This is a genomic window from Sphingobium sp. B1D7B (genome assembly GCF_025961965.1).
GTDB lineage: Bacteria > Pseudomonadota > Alphaproteobacteria > Sphingomonadales > Sphingomonadaceae > Sphingobium.
This window is the reverse complement of the sequence record NZ_JAOQOR010000001.1, coordinates 1,771,909-1,786,477: the sequence shown is the minus strand read 5'-3', so window position 1 is coordinate 1,786,477 and position 14,569 is coordinate 1,771,909. Positions and strand designations below refer to the sequence as shown.

At 67.8% G+C, this 14,569-nt stretch carries 15 protein-coding genes; 9 read left to right on the top strand and 6 right to left on the bottom strand.

The genetic code is table 11. The features are described from left to right. Window positions 1–44: 44 nt before the first annotated feature. From M2336_RS08115 to M2336_RS08105, 3 genes are read left to right on the top strand one after another with little or no spacing between them, the layout of a single operon-like run. Window positions 45–443, top strand: a complete 399-nt coding sequence (locus tag M2336_RS08115) for an endonuclease domain-containing protein (RefSeq protein ID WP_264574610.1) — start codon at window positions 45–47, stop codon at window positions 441–443. Beyond that, the gene (locus tag M2336_RS08110) at window positions 444–1,409 is read left to right on the top strand and encodes a phytoene/squalene synthase family protein (protein WP_264574609.1); all 966 of its coding nucleotides are present in this window, start codon (window positions 444–446) and stop codon (window positions 1,407–1,409) included. Between the two features lie 57 nt (window positions 1,410–1,466). Further along, window positions 1,467–1,637, top strand: a complete 171-nt coding sequence (locus M2336_RS08105; protein WP_264569626.1) for a hypothetical protein — start codon at window positions 1,467–1,469, stop codon at window positions 1,635–1,637. Window positions 1,638–1,662: 25 nt separating this feature from the next. On the opposite strand, the gene M2336_RS08100 is transcribed toward M2336_RS08105, so the two are convergent. Both M2336_RS08100 and M2336_RS08095 read right to left on the bottom strand, forming a co-directional pair. Beyond that, window positions 1,663–2,487, bottom strand: coding sequence for a 3'(2'),5'-bisphosphate nucleotidase CysQ (locus M2336_RS08100; RefSeq protein WP_264592794.1), 825 nt, complete (start codon window positions 2,485–2,487; stop codon window positions 1,663–1,665). Then, window positions 2,474–3,817: a TldD/PmbA family protein gene (locus M2336_RS08095; protein ID WP_264569624.1), complete on the bottom strand. Its 1,344-nt coding sequence runs from the start codon at window positions 3,815–3,817 to the stop codon at window positions 2,474–2,476. Before M2336_RS08095 ends, M2336_RS08100 begins: the two co-directional genes overlap by 14 nt. A 199-nt stretch (window positions 3,818–4,016) precedes the next feature. Between M2336_RS08095 and M2336_RS08090 the strand changes: the two genes are divergently transcribed. Both M2336_RS08090 and M2336_RS08085 read left to right on the top strand, forming a co-directional pair. After that, a complete protein-coding gene (locus M2336_RS08090; RefSeq protein ID WP_264578337.1) occupies window positions 4,017–4,529 on the top strand; it encodes a hemerythrin domain-containing protein in 513 nt (170 codons plus the stop codon). A gap of 33 nt (window positions 4,530–4,562) precedes the next feature. Beyond that, window positions 4,563–4,736, top strand: a complete 174-nt coding sequence (locus M2336_RS08085; protein WP_264574606.1) for a hypothetical protein — start codon at window positions 4,563–4,565, stop codon at window positions 4,734–4,736. Here M2336_RS08085 and nudC read toward each other — a convergent pair. Together nudC and mutY are read right to left on the bottom strand one after the other, a co-directional pair. Continuing rightward, entirely contained in the window at window positions 4,733–5,659 is a 927-nt protein-coding gene (gene nudC / locus M2336_RS08080; protein ID WP_264592793.1) for an NAD(+) diphosphatase, read from the bottom strand. The genes M2336_RS08085 and nudC overlap by 4 nt on opposite strands. Beyond that, a complete protein-coding gene (gene mutY / locus M2336_RS08075; protein ID WP_264592792.1) occupies window positions 5,646–6,767 on the bottom strand; it encodes an A/G-specific adenine glycosylase in 1,122 nt (373 codons plus the stop codon). Before mutY ends, nudC begins: the two co-directional genes overlap by 14 nt. A gap of 26 nt (window positions 6,768–6,793) precedes the next feature. Between mutY and M2336_RS08070 the strand changes: the two genes are divergently transcribed. The 4 genes from M2336_RS08070 to smc all read left to right on the top strand — a co-directional run bounded on the left by M2336_RS08070 (window position 6,794) and on the right by smc (window position 12,510). Next, window positions 6,794–7,390: a DUF721 domain-containing protein gene (locus M2336_RS08070; protein WP_413714801.1), complete on the top strand. Its 597-nt coding sequence runs from the start codon at window positions 6,794–6,796 to the stop codon at window positions 7,388–7,390. 28 nt (window positions 7,391–7,418) lie between these two features. Then, the gene (locus M2336_RS08065; RefSeq protein WP_264592791.1) at window positions 7,419–8,174 is read left to right on the top strand and encodes a DsbA family protein; all 756 of its coding nucleotides are present in this window, start codon (window positions 7,419–7,421) and stop codon (window positions 8,172–8,174) included. 58 nt (window positions 8,175–8,232) lie between these two features. Further along, a complete protein-coding gene (locus tag M2336_RS08060; protein ID WP_264592790.1) occupies window positions 8,233–8,970 on the top strand; it encodes a DsbA family protein in 738 nt (245 codons plus the stop codon). Window positions 8,971–9,069: 99 nt separating this feature from the next. After that, a complete protein-coding gene (gene smc / locus M2336_RS08055) occupies window positions 9,070–12,510 on the top strand; it encodes a chromosome segregation protein SMC (protein WP_264592789.1) in 3,441 nt (1,146 codons plus the stop codon). Window positions 12,511–12,716: 206 nt separating this feature from the next. On the opposite strand, the gene M2336_RS08050 is transcribed toward smc, so the two are convergent. Together M2336_RS08050 and M2336_RS08045 are read right to left on the bottom strand one after the other, a co-directional pair. Beyond that, window positions 12,717–13,280, bottom strand: coding sequence for a hypothetical protein (locus M2336_RS08050; RefSeq protein ID WP_413715962.1), 564 nt, complete (start codon window positions 13,278–13,280; stop codon window positions 12,717–12,719). A 367-nt stretch (window positions 13,281–13,647) separates the two neighbouring features. Further along, complete coding sequence (locus M2336_RS08045) at window positions 13,648–14,565, bottom strand: TauD/TfdA dioxygenase family protein (RefSeq protein ID WP_264569616.1); 918 nt, start codon at window positions 14,563–14,565, stop codon at window positions 13,648–13,650. Window positions 14,566–14,569 lie beyond the last annotated feature (4 nt).

The following is a 14,569-nucleotide window of genomic DNA, read 5'->3' as shown; positions in this document are numbered from 1 at the left end:
TGAGCCCCTCCCCTTCAGGGGAGGGGTTGGGGTGGGGAGCGCCCGTGACGCAAGATGCACGCCTTCTGATCCACGCAAAAGCGATGCGGCACGAGGCGACGCCATGCGAGATCATTCTCTGGCGACATCTGAGTCGGTCCCAGCTTGGCGGGCACAAATTTCGTCGGCAGCATGTGCTGGGGCCGTTCATTGTGGATTTCTTTTGCCCCGCCAAAAAGCTGATCGTCGAGGTGGATGGCGATACGCACGATCCGGAAGAAGATGCGCGCAGGGATGCTGCGTTAACCGCGGAAGGTCATCGCGTTCTGCGGTTCACTAACGAAGATGTACGCACCAATCTGACCGAGGTTCTGGAGGCAATACTGACGCGTTTGAATTCAGCACCAGCCCGTTGGGCAGCGCCGTCCCCCACCCCATCCCCTCCCCTGAAGGGGAGGGGCTAGATGCTGGAGCAACGCCCTGCCCTTGTCGGTCTTGCGCAGGAGAGCATTGCGCGCGGGTCGAAGAGTTTTCGCACGGCCTCGCGGCTGTTCGACCGGGAGACGCGCGAGCGGGCGTGGTTGCTCTATGGCTGGTGTCGCGCCTGCGACGACATAGCCGACGGGCAGGATCATGGCGGGACCATGCAGGCGACCGGCGACCCCATGGCCCGGCTGGCGGACATTCGCGCGCGAACCGAGCGCGCTCTCGCGGGGCGGGCCGGGCTGGACGATCCTGCCTTTGCCGGCGGGGCGCTGGTCGCGGCCGAATGTGCCATTCCGCGCCGCTATATGGACGATCTCATCGAAGGCTTCGCGCTCGATGCGCAGGGCTGGCGACCGCAGACCGAGGACGATCTGCTGCGCTATTGCTACCATGTCGCCGGTGCGGTCGGCTGCATGATGGCCATTGTGATGGGTATCGCGCCCGATGACGAGGCGACGCTGGACCGCGCCTGCGATCTGGGGCTGGCCTTCCAGCTCGCCAATATCTCCCGCGATGTCGCCGAGGATGCGGCAGGCGGGCGCTGCTATCTACCCGCGGACTGGCTCATCGAGGCTGGCATCGACCCGGCCGACCCTATGGCGGCGGAGCAGCGCCCAGCCCTCGCGGCGGTCACGGGGCGCGTGGCGGCGATGGCGGCGCGCTATGAAGACAGCGCCCGGCATGGCACCCCAAAGCTGCCGTTCCGCTCGGCATGGGCGGTGCTGGCTGCCGCGGGCATCTATGGCGGCATTGCCCGGAAGGTCGCCGCCGACCCGCAGGAGGCGCTGCGTCGGCGCCTGTTCACCAGCAAGGCGGAGAAGCTGGGTTGGCTGCTCCGCGCCGGTACGCAGGCCGGTCGGCGCACCAGCCTCTACCCGCCCGCGCCGCGTGATCCATCGCTCTGGAACCGACCACGCCAAGGCGCGCCCGTTTCACAGGCTTGATCCCGATCAATTTCTGCATGGGTGCGATCTGCTGAAGAGGCAGGCGGGAGGACATGCATGATTCCGTCACGTCACGCTTATTACCGCAATCGCGCCAACGAACATCGCCGTCTGGCGCAAGTCGCCGCGGAGCCCGCACAACGCCTGATGCACGATCGTCTGGTCGAGGCCTATCTCAGCCTCGCGCGCGAATCGCGGCTGAGGCAGGTCGTGCGGCTCAAGGCCTGAGCGCAGCCGCGCCCAGACAATCCCATCATCCCTGCTTGAGCAGCCTGAGCGCCCGCGCGCGCAGCCGCCCAAGGCCCGCATCGTGCAAGGCGGGAACGGCGCAGAGCATCCCCGTCACATAGGGGTCGGGCTTGTTGAAGACGATGGGTTCGCCCAGCGCATCGGTGACGCGGGCGCCGGCTTCCTGCGCGATAAGGGTCGCGGCCGCCAGATCCCATTCGGCCCCGCGTCGCAAGCCTGCCACCAGATCGGCTTCATTGGCCGCCACCATCGCCATGCGCAGCGCGATGCTGTTGGGCTTGGCGACCATTCGGTAATCGATATCGATGCCGCCCAGATGATCGAGCGGCACGCGCGCGCCCGAGAGCGTGGCATGATCACCCACGGCGAGCCGCTCCGGCTGTGCCCCCATGCGCTCCCGCCACGCACCAGCGCCGCGCACCGCCCACCAGCGCTCGTTACGCGCCGGCGCGGTGAGCACCGCGATGGTCGGGACGCCATCCTCCACCAATGCGACCGAGACCGCCCAGCCCGCCCGGCCCCGCACGAAATCGCGCGTGCCGTCGATGGGGTCGATGATCCACGCCCGCCGAGCCTCAGCGCGTCCGGGCGTCTCCGCGCTTTCCTCGGAGAGCCAGGCGGCATCAGGCAAAAGCGCGCCAAGCTGTTCGCGCAGCAGCGCATCGGCCGCGAGATCGGCTTCGCTCACCGGCTCGCCGGGCCGCTTTTCCCAATGGCCGTGCATGGGCGCGCCGGCTTCCCAGAAACGCATGGCCAGCAGGCCGGCAGCGTCGGCTATGGCCAGAATATCGGCCAGAAGATCCAGAGAGGGGGGCTCACTCCCCGGCAACGGTCATCCCGTCGATGCGCAGGGTGGGCACGTTGATGGCGCGGCGGAAGGTGAGATCGTTCGCAGCGATGATCCGCCCGAACATCTCCTTGAGATTGCCCGCGATGGTGATTTCAGACACGGCGTGGCTCACCGTGCCATTCTCGATCAGGAAGCCGGAGGCGCCCCGGCTGTAATCGCCGGTGACGCCGTTGACGCCCTGGCCGATCAGTTCGGTGATGAACACGCCGCGCTTCACGTCCGCAAATAGATCGCGCACGCTGGCCGTGCCGCCTTCCAGATGCACATTGCTCGCGCCGACGCCCGGCGAGCCACCGCCCCGCGTGGCATGGCCGGTGGGATCGAGCCCGAGTTGGCGGGCCGAGGCGCTGTCGAGCATCCAGCCGGTCAGCACGCCGTCATCAATGAGGCGCCGCCGCCCAGTTGGCAGTCCTTCGCCATCAAACGGGCGCGAGCGCAGGCCCCGCTCGCGCAGCGGATCGTCGATCACGCTCAGCCCCTCGGGCAGAATGCGCTGGCCGAGGCTGTCGAGCAGGAAGGTCGCCTTGCGGGTGACCGATGGCCCGGCGATGGCGCCGAGCAGATGCCCGATCAGGCTGTTGCCCACGCGCGGATCGAAGATCACCGGCATCGTACCGCTCGGCACCCGGCGCGCATTGAGCCGCGACACCGCGCGCGCGCCGGCGCGCTGGCCGATGCTGTCCGGCCCTTCCAGATCATCGAGATGCCGGGCACTGTGGCTGGCAAAGTCCCGCTGCATCGCGGCGCCCTCACCCGCCAGCACGCTGGCGTAAAGCGAATGGCTGGTCCCGGCATAAGCACCCGAAAAACCGTGGCTGGTGGCCAGAGCCGCCTGCGCGCGGGAGAAGCCTGCGCCGGCGCCTTCGCTGTTGGTGACGCCAAGCACGCTGCGCGCCGAATCCTCCGCCGCCAGCGCCCTCTCGCGCAGTTGGGCCGGCGTCGGCTCCTCATCATCCTCGATATCGAGCGATGGTAGCCGGCGCCGCATCAGCATCTGCTCGGGCGCGAGACCCGCATAGGCATCTTCCGGCGCCTCGCGGGCCATGGCCACGGCGCGTTCGACCAGCGTTTCGAGCGTGCGGGGCGTCAGGTCCGATGAAGAGACGCTGGCCGAGCGTTGGCCGACAAACACGCGCAGGCCGAAATGCTCGGATTCGGATTGCTCGACATCCTCCAGCGCGCCCAGCCGCACCGTCACGCCGGACGAGGCATCGCAGCCATAGACGGCGTCGGCCGCATCCGCGCCCGCCTTGCGGGCCGCGGTGACCAGCGACCTGGCGCGATCGAGAGCTTCGTTAAGGCTGAGCATGAAAGACGCGGTCCGAATGATGTCTGATGAAAGGCCGCGCTTTAGCTCCCGCGGCGAGGCGACGCAATGCGGCTGCGTCAGGTGCCTTCCGACCAGTCGCTCCGCTTTGCGACGAACCGAGGACAGCAACATTTTTTATAGGGAACCACCAGGCCTCGCCGATCCTTTTGTTGATAACATCAACCCACAGGAGCATCTCATGGCGACTGAAACATTCACCGACGCGATTGCCCTGCTCAAAGCGGATCATCGCACGGTCGAGGATCTGTTCGAGAAGTTCGAAAAGGCCAATGCGGCCGGCCGCAAGGAATCGCTGGCCCGGGAAATCTGCACTGAGCTCAAGATCCACACCATGCTGGAAGAAGAGATCTTCTATCCGGCCTTTCGCGGCAAGATCGAAGATGATCTAATGGATGAGGCCTATGTCGAGCATGACGGCGCCAAGGTGCTGATCAACGAGATCGAGGCCGGCTCTCCGCAGGAAGATTTCTACGATGCCAAGGTGAAGGTGCTCTCGGAAGAGATCGAGCATCACGTCAAGGAGGAGGAACAGCCCTCGAAGGGCATGTTTGCCCAGTGCCGCAAGACCGACGTCGACCTCGTCGAGCTGCGCGACCGGATGCTCGTGCGCAAGAAAGAGCTGCTGGCGCAGGCGAAGAGCGAAGGCCTGCCCCCGGCAGAGCCGCGCACGCTCAGCGTTTCGGCCGTCTGACCCGGACGAAACGGCATGTCGGCGGCGTTTTCATTGTTCGAACCTTCCGATAAGGACGCCGCCGCGCCGGTGCCGCACCGCAATGATGCCGAGCGCACCCGCCTCGGCATCATTTTGCCGCGCTTTGGCGGATTGGGCCGAGATGCGGCCTTGCGGCAGGCGCAGAGCGAGCAATCGGGCGACTGGATGCTTCGGCACCGCGATTAGGCGGCGGGCGGCTGGTCCGTCTGCTTGCTCTCCAACCAGTAGCGCAGCATGTGATGGGCAACCGCGATAGAGGATGGCGGCAGGAACCTGGCGCCCTCTTCCCCGGCCAGCGCCGCGCGGACATCATCAGTGCTCACCCAGATGGCTTCGGCGATTTCCTCCTCATCCAGCGTCAACGCGTCATCATTGGCCTGCGCGATGCAGGCGACCATGAGCTGGGAGGGGAACGGCCAGGGCTGGCTGAACAGATAGTCGACCTGCCCGGTGCGCACGCCGCATTCTTCCCACAGCTCCCGCCGCACGGCTTCCTCGATGGTCTCGCCCGGCTCAACAAAGCCGGCCAGTGCGGAAAAGCGGCCGGCAGGAAAGCGCGGATTGCGCCCGATCAGCACCTTGCCGCGATATTCCGCCAGCATGATGACCACCGGATCGGTGCGCGGAAAATGCTCCGCGCTGCACCGGCTGCACTGACGCGCCCAGCCGGCCTTGATCGGATGGGTATCGCCGCCGCAACGCGCGCAGAAACGGTGGCGATCATGCCAGTCCACCAGGCTGCGCGCCGCCGCATAATGCGCGGCTTCGGCCATGGTGAGCTGCGGGATGATGTCCCACACTTTCGCGGGAAAGCTCGGGGGCTCGACGCTGTGCTCGACGAGCAGCGACACAAAGACCGGCGTGCCATCCTCGCGCAGCCCGAGCAGGGCGTGGTCGGCCAGCACAGCACCGGGCGGCACCAGCTCGCTGGCGAGCGTCCCGTCTGCCTCGATCACCGGGTCCAGCCCATCGAGTTGCACGATGCGCGCGCGCGGATCGGCCCAGGCCCCGGCCAGCCGGTCGGGGTGCACGCGCAGCTGATCGGCGCGGTCGAGCGTGCCGCCGGTGAAGGTGATTGCCTGCCGCGCGGGCAGATCAGGCCGGGTCATGATGCGCATTCTCCTGCTCTCTGGCGTCCAGTGCCGCTTGCGCCGCCCGGGCAAAGACGGTGGGCAGCCCCGCATCGGCCAGCGTGTCGAGGGGCCACAATTGGCCCGGCCCCAGGGCGCTGGCAAGCACGGCGGGATCGGCACCATTCTCGATCCGCAGCATGGCCACGCGCAGATCGAGCGCGAAATGGGTGAACACATGGCGCACCGGCTGGTTGAGTATCTGCCAGCTGCCCGCCAGAGGCGCATGCGGCAGAGCCTCTGGCGCTTCGCTCCAGTCGCTGGTCGGCAGCGCCAGCATTCCGCCGAGCAGGCCCTTGTCCGGCCGCCGGACCAGCCACACCGCATCGCCGGCCTCCACCCACCAGGCGGTGCCGCTGCGCGTCGGGCGCGCCTTCTTCGCGGCCTTGAGCGGATAGCGGGCCGGATCGCCCGTCGCCCGCGCGGCACAAAGACCCGAGAGCGGACAGGCGAGGCAGGCGGGATTGCGCGGGGTGCAGACCGTCGCGCCCAGATCCATCATGGCCTGCGCGAAATCGCCGGCGTGATCCTGCGGGGTGATGCGGTCGGCCAGCGCACGCAGGATTGGCTTGCCGGCCGGCAGCGGCGTCTCCACCGCGAACAGCCGGCTCACCACCCGCTCGACATTGCCATCCACCACGACGGCGCGCTGCCCAAAGGCGATGGCGGCGACGGCCGCCGCCGTATAGGCACCCACACCGGGCAGAGCGCGCAAGCCCGGTTCGCCGGAGGGGAAACGCCCGCCCAGCGTGCCTGCGACATATCTCGCGCAGGCCAGCAGATTGCGGGCGCGGGCATAATAGCCGAGACCTGCCCAGGCGGCCATCAGATCGCCATCCTCGGCAGCCGCCAGCGCCTCGACCGTCGGCCAACGCGCCAGAAAGCGCTCATAATAAGGCGCGACAGCCGCCACCGTCGTCTGCTGGAGCATGATTTCCGAGAGCCAGACGCGGTAGGGGGCCGGCGGGGGCGCGCCGGGCGGGCTGCGCCAGGGCAGCGAGCGGGCATGGCGGCGATAATGCGCCAGCAACGCCGGAGCGACCGCCTCTTCCATCCCCCGCGTTGCGATTAATCCATCGACGGCCATGGCGTGCCTATGGCATGGACGCAGCCATGACAGAAGCCACCCCAGATGCGCAGGCGCCCACAAAGGCCAGCCGGGCGAAACGCCCGGCCGCGCGCAAGGCCAATGGGGCCGGCAAGGCCGAGATGCCGCCGCAGGAACGCCCGCGAATCAACGCGCCCCGCGCGATTTCCGATCTCATGCCGGACATTGGCCGGGCCGCCTTCCGCAAGTTCGGCTTCATCCAGTCCAGCATCGTCACGCGCTGGGCCGAGATTGTCGGCAAGCGCTATGCGGAGCTGACCAGCCCCGACTCGATCCGCTTCCCCACCGGGAAGCGCTCGGGGGGGACGCTGCAGCTGACGGTCGCCAGCGGCCATGCGCCGATGGTCCAACATATCGTGCCGGAGATCATCGAGCGGGTGAACCGCTTCTTCGGCTATGAGGCCGTCTCCCGCGTCGCCATCAAGCAGGGCCAGGTCATCCCGCGCGAGCCGGTGCATCGCCCGCCGCCCACCATGCTGCGCCCGATCCCCCAGGAGCTGGGCGAGGGCCTGCGCGAAGTGAGCGACCCGGAACTGCGCACCGTGCTCGAATCGATGGCGCGCAGCTTCTCCAACCCTGTGCGCCCCCCCAAGATCAGCTAAGCCAAATCTCCATCACGGGACCATGCCCATGACCGTCATCTCGCCAGCTTCGTCCGTCTCCCGACAGATCGCCGCATTGGGTGCCCTGTGCCTTGCGGCGCTGACGCTTGCCCTCACGCTGCTTCTGCCAGCCCCCGCCAGTGCGCAGCGCAGCGCGGCGCGCGACTGGAGCCAGACCGTAACGCTGGGTGCGAACGGCGCCTTCGTGGTCGGCAATCCGGCGGCGCCCACCAAGCTGGTCGAATATCTCAGCTACACCTGCTCGCATTGCGCGGATTTTCAGGCGACCGGAACGCCCGCGCTCAAGGCCCAGTGGATCCGGCGCGGCCTGGTCTCGCTGGAGCTGCGCAATTTCGTGCGCGATCCCTTCGACCTGACGGCGGCGCTGCTCGCGCGCTGCGGCGGCGCGACGCGATTCGTTGGCAATCATGAAGCGATGTTCGCCGATTATCAGGCCTGGATGACCCGCGCGCAGAGCTTTGCCCAGGCGCAGGAAGGCAAGCCGCCGGCCGCCAATCGCGCCGCGCAGCTGACCGCCATCGCCGGGGGCACCGGGCTCGGCCCGCTCCTCGCCAAGCGCGGCCTGACGCCAGCGGCGCAGGGCAAATGCCTGGCCGACGAGGCGATGCTCAAGACCGTGCTCGGGCTGACCTCCAGCGCCGGCACTATCAAGGAATTCACCGGCACGCCCTTCTTCCTGCTCAACGGCAAACCGCTGGAGAATGTGCATACGTGGGACGCGCTGCGCCCCCTGTTGCCGCCATTGCCCGCGTCCGGCAAGTGAGCTAGACCGGCCCGCACAGCCACTTTCCGTCCCCCGATCGATGAGGCCCGTCCGTCCCATGAAACGCCTTGCTACCGCCCCGCTTGCCCTCGCTCTGCTGGCTCTCGCTGCCTGCGGCTCTCAGGACAGCAACTCGAGCGCGCCCATCGGCAAGGTGGAAGGCAAAGCCGCGCCGGCGGGGACCACATGGGCGCAGCAGGTCGTCGCCACGCCCGAGGGCGGCATCCGCATGGGCAACCCGGATGCGCCGATCAAGATCATCGAGTTCGCATCCAACACCTGCCCGCACTGCGCGCACTTCTCCGAGGAATCCAAGGATGTGCTCGAGCGCGATTATGTGAACACGGGCAAGGTGAGCTTCGAGTTCCGCAACTTCGTGATGAACCCGCTCGACATCAGCATGGCGATGCTGGCCCGCTGCACCGGCCCGGAAGCCTTCTTCCCGCTGACCCACCAGTTCTTCGCCAATCAGCAGGCGATCATCGAGAAGCTGCAGTCCGCCGGCGAGGATGCGTATAAGAACGCCATGTCGGCCGCGCCGGATCAGCGCTTCCAGCGCATGGCCGAGGCCGCCGGGCTGATCGAGTTCGCCATGGAGCGCGGCGTGCCCGAGGCGAAGGCCCGCCAGTGCCTGGCCGACCCCGAGACGGCCGAAACGCTCGCCGCCAATGTGGAGCGCGACACGGCGCAATATTCCATCACCGGCACGCCGAGCTTCATCATGAACGGCAGCAAGCTCGACAATGTGTCGACCTGGCCGCAACTCGTCGAGCAGCTGAAGAACGCAGGCGCCTGATTGGCGAGGCTGGGGGGCCATAGCATCGGAGCGGGCGTCAGACGGCGCACCGCCTCGCAGGCTGGGTCAGTCCGGCTGGGCCGCCCTGCCCGCTAAGCCATGCAGATTCGCCGCCTCAAGCTGACCGGCTTCAAGAGCTTCGTCGAGCCGACCGAGTTGCGGATCGAGCCGGGGCTGACCGGCATTGTCGGGCCGAATGGCTGTGGCAAATCCAATCTGCTGGAGGCGATCCGCTGGGTGATGGGCGAATCCAGCCCCAAATCCATGCGCGGCGGCGGGATGGACGATGTGATTTTCGCCGGCACCGCCACTCGCCCGGCGCGCGACTTTGCCGAAGTCGGCCTGTTCGCCAGCGTGCCGCCGGGCACCGTGCTGCCGGCGATCGACATGGGCAGCGATGGCGAGCTGGAAGTCATGCGGCGCATCGAGCGCGGCGCGGGCAGCGCCTATCGCGCCAACGGGCGGGACGTGCGCGCCAAGGATGTCGCGCTGCTCTTCGCCGATGCCGCCACCGGTCCGCACAGCCCGGCACTGGTCAGCCAGGGCAAGATCGCCGCCGTCATCGCCGCCAAGCCCGCCGAGCGCCGCGCGATGCTGGAAGAAGCGGCGGGCATCGCCGGCCTGCATGTGCGCCGCAAGGATGCCGAGCAGAAATTGCGGGCGAGCGCCGCCAACCTCGCCCGGCTCGACGAGATCCTCGCCGAAATGGACGTGCGCGCCAATGCGCTTCGTCGACAAGCGCGAGCCGCCGAGCGCTACACGGAATTAAGCGAAAAGATCGTGCTGGCCGAGGGCCGCGTGTTCTTCGCCCGCCATCGCGAGGCCGCGACCGAAGCCGACCGTGCCGCGCAGGATGCCGAGAAGGCCGAGGCGCTGGTGCGGGTGGCGCAGGAGGCGCAGCTGGACGCCGCCGCTCATCAGCAGGCCGCCATCGAGACACTGGCGCGCGCACGCACGGCCGCCAACGAGGCCCGGGAGGCCGCGACCGAGGCCCGCTTCGCGCTGGAGCGGCTGACAGGCGAACGCGATACCCTGCTGCGCTGGATCGCCGAGCTGGAAGGCCAGCTCGCCCGCGTGAGCGAAGACCAGCAGCGCGAGGGCGCGCTTGCGGCCGATGCCGCCAGTGCCATCGAGGCGCTGCAGGCCGAGGATGCGACGCTCGCCGAGCGGATCAAGGCGGCGAAGACGACACTGCCGGCCTTCGTGACGCGCCTCGCGGAGGCCGAAACGGCCAGCCGCGACGCCGAGGTCGCGCTGGCGCAAGCCATGGCGCGACTGGCCGGCGAACAGGCCGAGCGCCGGGTTGCCGAGGCTGGGCTGAATGCCGCGCGGCAGAAGCTTGCCCGCGCCCGCAGCGAGGCCGAGCGGATCGCCTCTGCCCTCACCGCCCTGCCCGATGCCGCGCCGCTCGCCACCCGCCAGCGCGAAGCCGAGCAAGCCAAGGCCGATGCCCTCACCCGGCGCACCGATGCCGAGGCGCGCATCGCCGCCGCTGCGCAGGCCCGCGAGACGCATACGCAGGCGGTCGCCGAGCAACAGCGCGCGCTCGCCGCCGCCCGCGCCACCGTCGCCGCGCTGGATAGCGAAGCCAAGGCACTGGCCCGCGGGCTGGAGACGCAGGGCAGCAGCGATCGCGCCATCGATGCGCTGCGCGTCGACCCCGGCTATGAGCACGCGCTCGCCGCCGCGTTGGGGGATGATCTGCAGGCCGCGCTGGGGGCGCAGGGTCTGGCCCGCTGGAGCGGCGCCGCCATCGATGCGCGCGACCCCGCTTTGCCGGATGGATGTGATGCCCTCGCCTCCCATGTGCGCGCGCCCGAGGCACTCGCCCGCCGTCTCGCCCAGATCGCCGTGGTCGAGCAGGATGACGGCCAGCCGCTTGCGGTGGGCCAGCGCCTTGTCACGCGCGACGGGCAATTGCGGCGCTGGGATGGGTTCGTGGCGCAGGAGGGCGGCGGCGCGGCGGCCGAGCGACTGATCCGCATCAACCGCCTTGCCGCGATTGAGCAGGAGCGGCCCGCCGTCGCCGCCACCGTGAGCGCCGCCGAGCAGGCCTTGGCCGCCGCCGAGGCGTCGCTGCGCGAGGCTGGCACCGACGAGCGCGCTGCCCGCGAGGCGATGAGCGCTGCCGACACGGCCCTGCGCGGGGCGGAGCGCACGCTCGGCGAAGTGGCGACCGCATTGGAGCGCCTTGCCGGACAACGGGCGGACCTCGACCGGCGCCATCAGGAAGCCTCTGCCGATCTCACCACCGCCGAGCGCGAGTTGGAGAGCGCGCAGGCCGCCCATGATGCGCTCCCGGCTGGCGACGACACCGCGGCGCGCGTCGATCTGCTCAAGTCCGGTGCAGAACGGTGCCGCGCCGCGATCGGCCAGGTGCAGGCTGAGCGTGCCATGGCCGAGCGGGCCCTGGCTGCCGATGAGGAGCGCGTGAAGGCCATCCGCAGCGACGTGGCGGGCTGGAAGGCGCGCGCCGGCGATGCCGTGCGTCGCGTGGCCGAGATGAAGACCCGCGCCGAAGCGCAGGCCAGCGAACTGGACGGGCTGCGCGATCGGCCCGCAGGGCTGGCGACGGAACTCGATGCCTTGACGCAGGCCGCTCGCGACCATCACGCCGCTGTCGAGCGCAGCCGTAGCGAGGAAGCCGCCGCCGAGGCGACATTGACCGCCGCCGAGAAGGCGCTCGCCAATGCCAATGAGGCTCTCTCCACCGCCCGCGAGGCACGGGCCGGAGCGCAGGCGCGCGCCGAACATGCCGTCGCGCGCCGCCGGGAAATCGGCCAGACCTGCGGCGAGCGCTTCTCCTGCCCGCCGCCCGTGCTCCCGAGCAAGCTCGGCTTCGCGAGCGAGGAGGTCGTCGCCGCATCCGAAGAGCAGGCCCGCTATGACAAGCTGGTGCTGGACCGCGAGCGGATCGGCCCGGTCAATCTCGTCGCCGCCTCGGAACTGTCCGAGCTGGAGGAGACGCAGACCAGGAGCCGCGCCGAAAGCGAGGAACTCACCACCGCGATCAACCAGCTGCGCGGCTCCATCGGCCATCTCAATCGCGAGGGGCGGCAACGGCTGCTCGCGGCCTTCGAGGCTGTGAATGGCCATTTCCAGCGCCTGTTCAGCACGCTCTTCCAGGGCGGCAGCGCGCATCTGGAACTGATCGAGAGCGATGACCCGCTGGAAGCCGGCCTTGAAATCCTCGCCCAGCCGCCCGGCAAGCGGCTGACGACGCTGACGCTGCTTTCGGGTGGTGAGCAGGCTCTCACCGCAGTCGCGCTTATTTTCGGACTCTTTCTAACCAATCCGGCACCGATCTGCGTGTTGGACGAGGTCGATGCGCCGTTGGATGACGCCAATATCGAGCGCTTCTGCGGACTGTTGGAGCGGATGGTGCAGGATACCGCGACCCGCTATCTGATCGTGACGCACAACGCCGTCACCATGAGCCGGATGCACCGGCTGTTCGGGGTGACGATGATCGAGCAGGGTGTGAGCCGGCTGGTGTCGGTGGACTTGCAGGCGGCTGAGGATTTGCTGGCGGCGGAGTGAGCGACGCCGATGGCCGCACAAGAATAGGGCCGCCCTATCCCACTTCGTCACCCCGGACTTGATCCGGGGTCCAGCTTCTTGTGATGCGTTGGATTGGGGACTGTCAGAACGCGTTTGCGCCCCTAAGTCCAGAAGGTAGCGGGACCCCGGATCAAGTCCGGGGTGACGGGTAATGAACCGTGAGCGCCCTTAGGGCACCCTCGCCCTCAATGCGGCTCCTTGCTCACATCCACCTTTTCCACCCATTCCGGGTAGAAGCTCGGCTCGCGGCTCGACCAGCCCGCAGCCGTGGCGGCGGCTTCGCTGATCGACTGGAGCAGGGCCCGCCGACGTTCGGGGTGGAGGTGCGGCAGGCTGGCGGCGGCGCAGAAGGCGCCGGGCAGCCAGGGGCGCGACCCTGCGCCGATGAGACGCTCGTAGAGGAAGCGATAGGCCGAGAAGCTGTTCAACCGGTTCTGGCCAAGGTCAAAGGCGGAGACGGTGACCAGCGGTGCCATGAACGGCTCGACCTGATCCAGCCCGCTATCATCGGGCACCCGCGCCTTGATTTCGTCCAGCCGGCCATAGAGGCGGCTCTGCGCCTTGATGCTCGCCGCCTCGACCACGTCGCGCCCCCAGGTTTCCATGGGCGCACCGCGATGGAAGGCGACATCGAGAGAGCGGCGGATGTAACGCTGCGTTGCAGCCGGGAAGGAGGCGAACTCGCGCAGTTCCGCGAGGGTTACGACCCCGTCAGTCGGCTTGGAATGCTGACCCAATGCTGCCTCCATCATTTACGCCTTGGAGACTATGCCCTGCCTGGTTACCGGCAGCTTAAGCCTCCGTTGCGCAACGTTCACATGGAATCAGATTATCTTGTGCGACGCAACAGGAATTTTCCGGAGCGGCATTCAGTTTACCGAAAAATTCTGAAAGCCGTTGTAATTCTGTATCTATTTCGCGAAGCGTCAGCGGAACAAATGATGTTGCAGCGCAACATTTCACGAAGAATACCGAGTCCGGTCGCGGCACCCGCCAGCCACCGGCCTGTGTTTCTTTGCCCTCGTTCCCCCGATAGTAGCCGCTTGGCGCCACAAGGCAAGCAGACCGATGCGTGCGACGAATGCCCACGGCTGCGGGAAAGCTTGCAAATGGAGATCAGGCCGCTGCGGCACCCTTCGGCGAAATCGGGGGTGCAGTCCGGAACAGCTCGCCGAACGGATCGTCCTCGACCTCCGGTGCCGGCGCTTCACGCACGGTGGCGCGGCGCATGTCGCGGCGCTCGTTCCAGTCGAACTGGCCGCCCTTGTGGAACACGGCCAGATTGTCCCAGATCACCATGTCGCCGACGGCATAATCGACGCTGATGGCATATTGGTCCTGCGTCGCGAAATTGTTGAGATAATCGATCAGCTCGCGGCTCTCTTCCCAGCCCCAGCCGACGACGCGATAGCAATGCGCGCCGGCGTAGATCATCTTGCGACCCGAACCCTTGTGAACATGCACCAGCTTGTGGACTGGCCGGTGACGCGCCTCGATATCCTCGCGGCTGATTTCGGCGCCGCCCTGCTTGCGCGACCACCAGAGGCTGTGCTCGCATTCCAGATTTTCGATCTTGTCCTTCACGTCCTGCGGCAGGTCGTCATAAGCCGAGCGTGCATCGGCAAACCAGGTCGGCCCGCCCGACGGCGGCACTTCGACGGCGCGGAGCATGGAATAAGATGTGCGCAGGTCCATGAAGCTGCTGTCCGTGTGCCAGATCTGGTCACCCTTGCGATAGGTGGTGGCGCCGGGATCCCAATTGATCTCGCCCTGCGCATTCAGATTGCCGGCGTTGAACAGGAAGATGCGCGGGCGGCCCTCGCGGGGCGGCAGGCTCTCCAGATGGCCGAAATTGCGGGCGAAGGCGATCTGCCCCTCATCGTCCAGCCCGGTGTTCCGGTAGACGGTCACGCCCCAGCGATCCTGCTGAGCGATCAGCTCGGCGACCGTATCCGCATCCAGCGGCTTGCTGATGTCCACGCCAGAAATCTCGGCGCCGAAACGAGGGGTGATGGGTGTGGCCGTGATCGTCATCAGT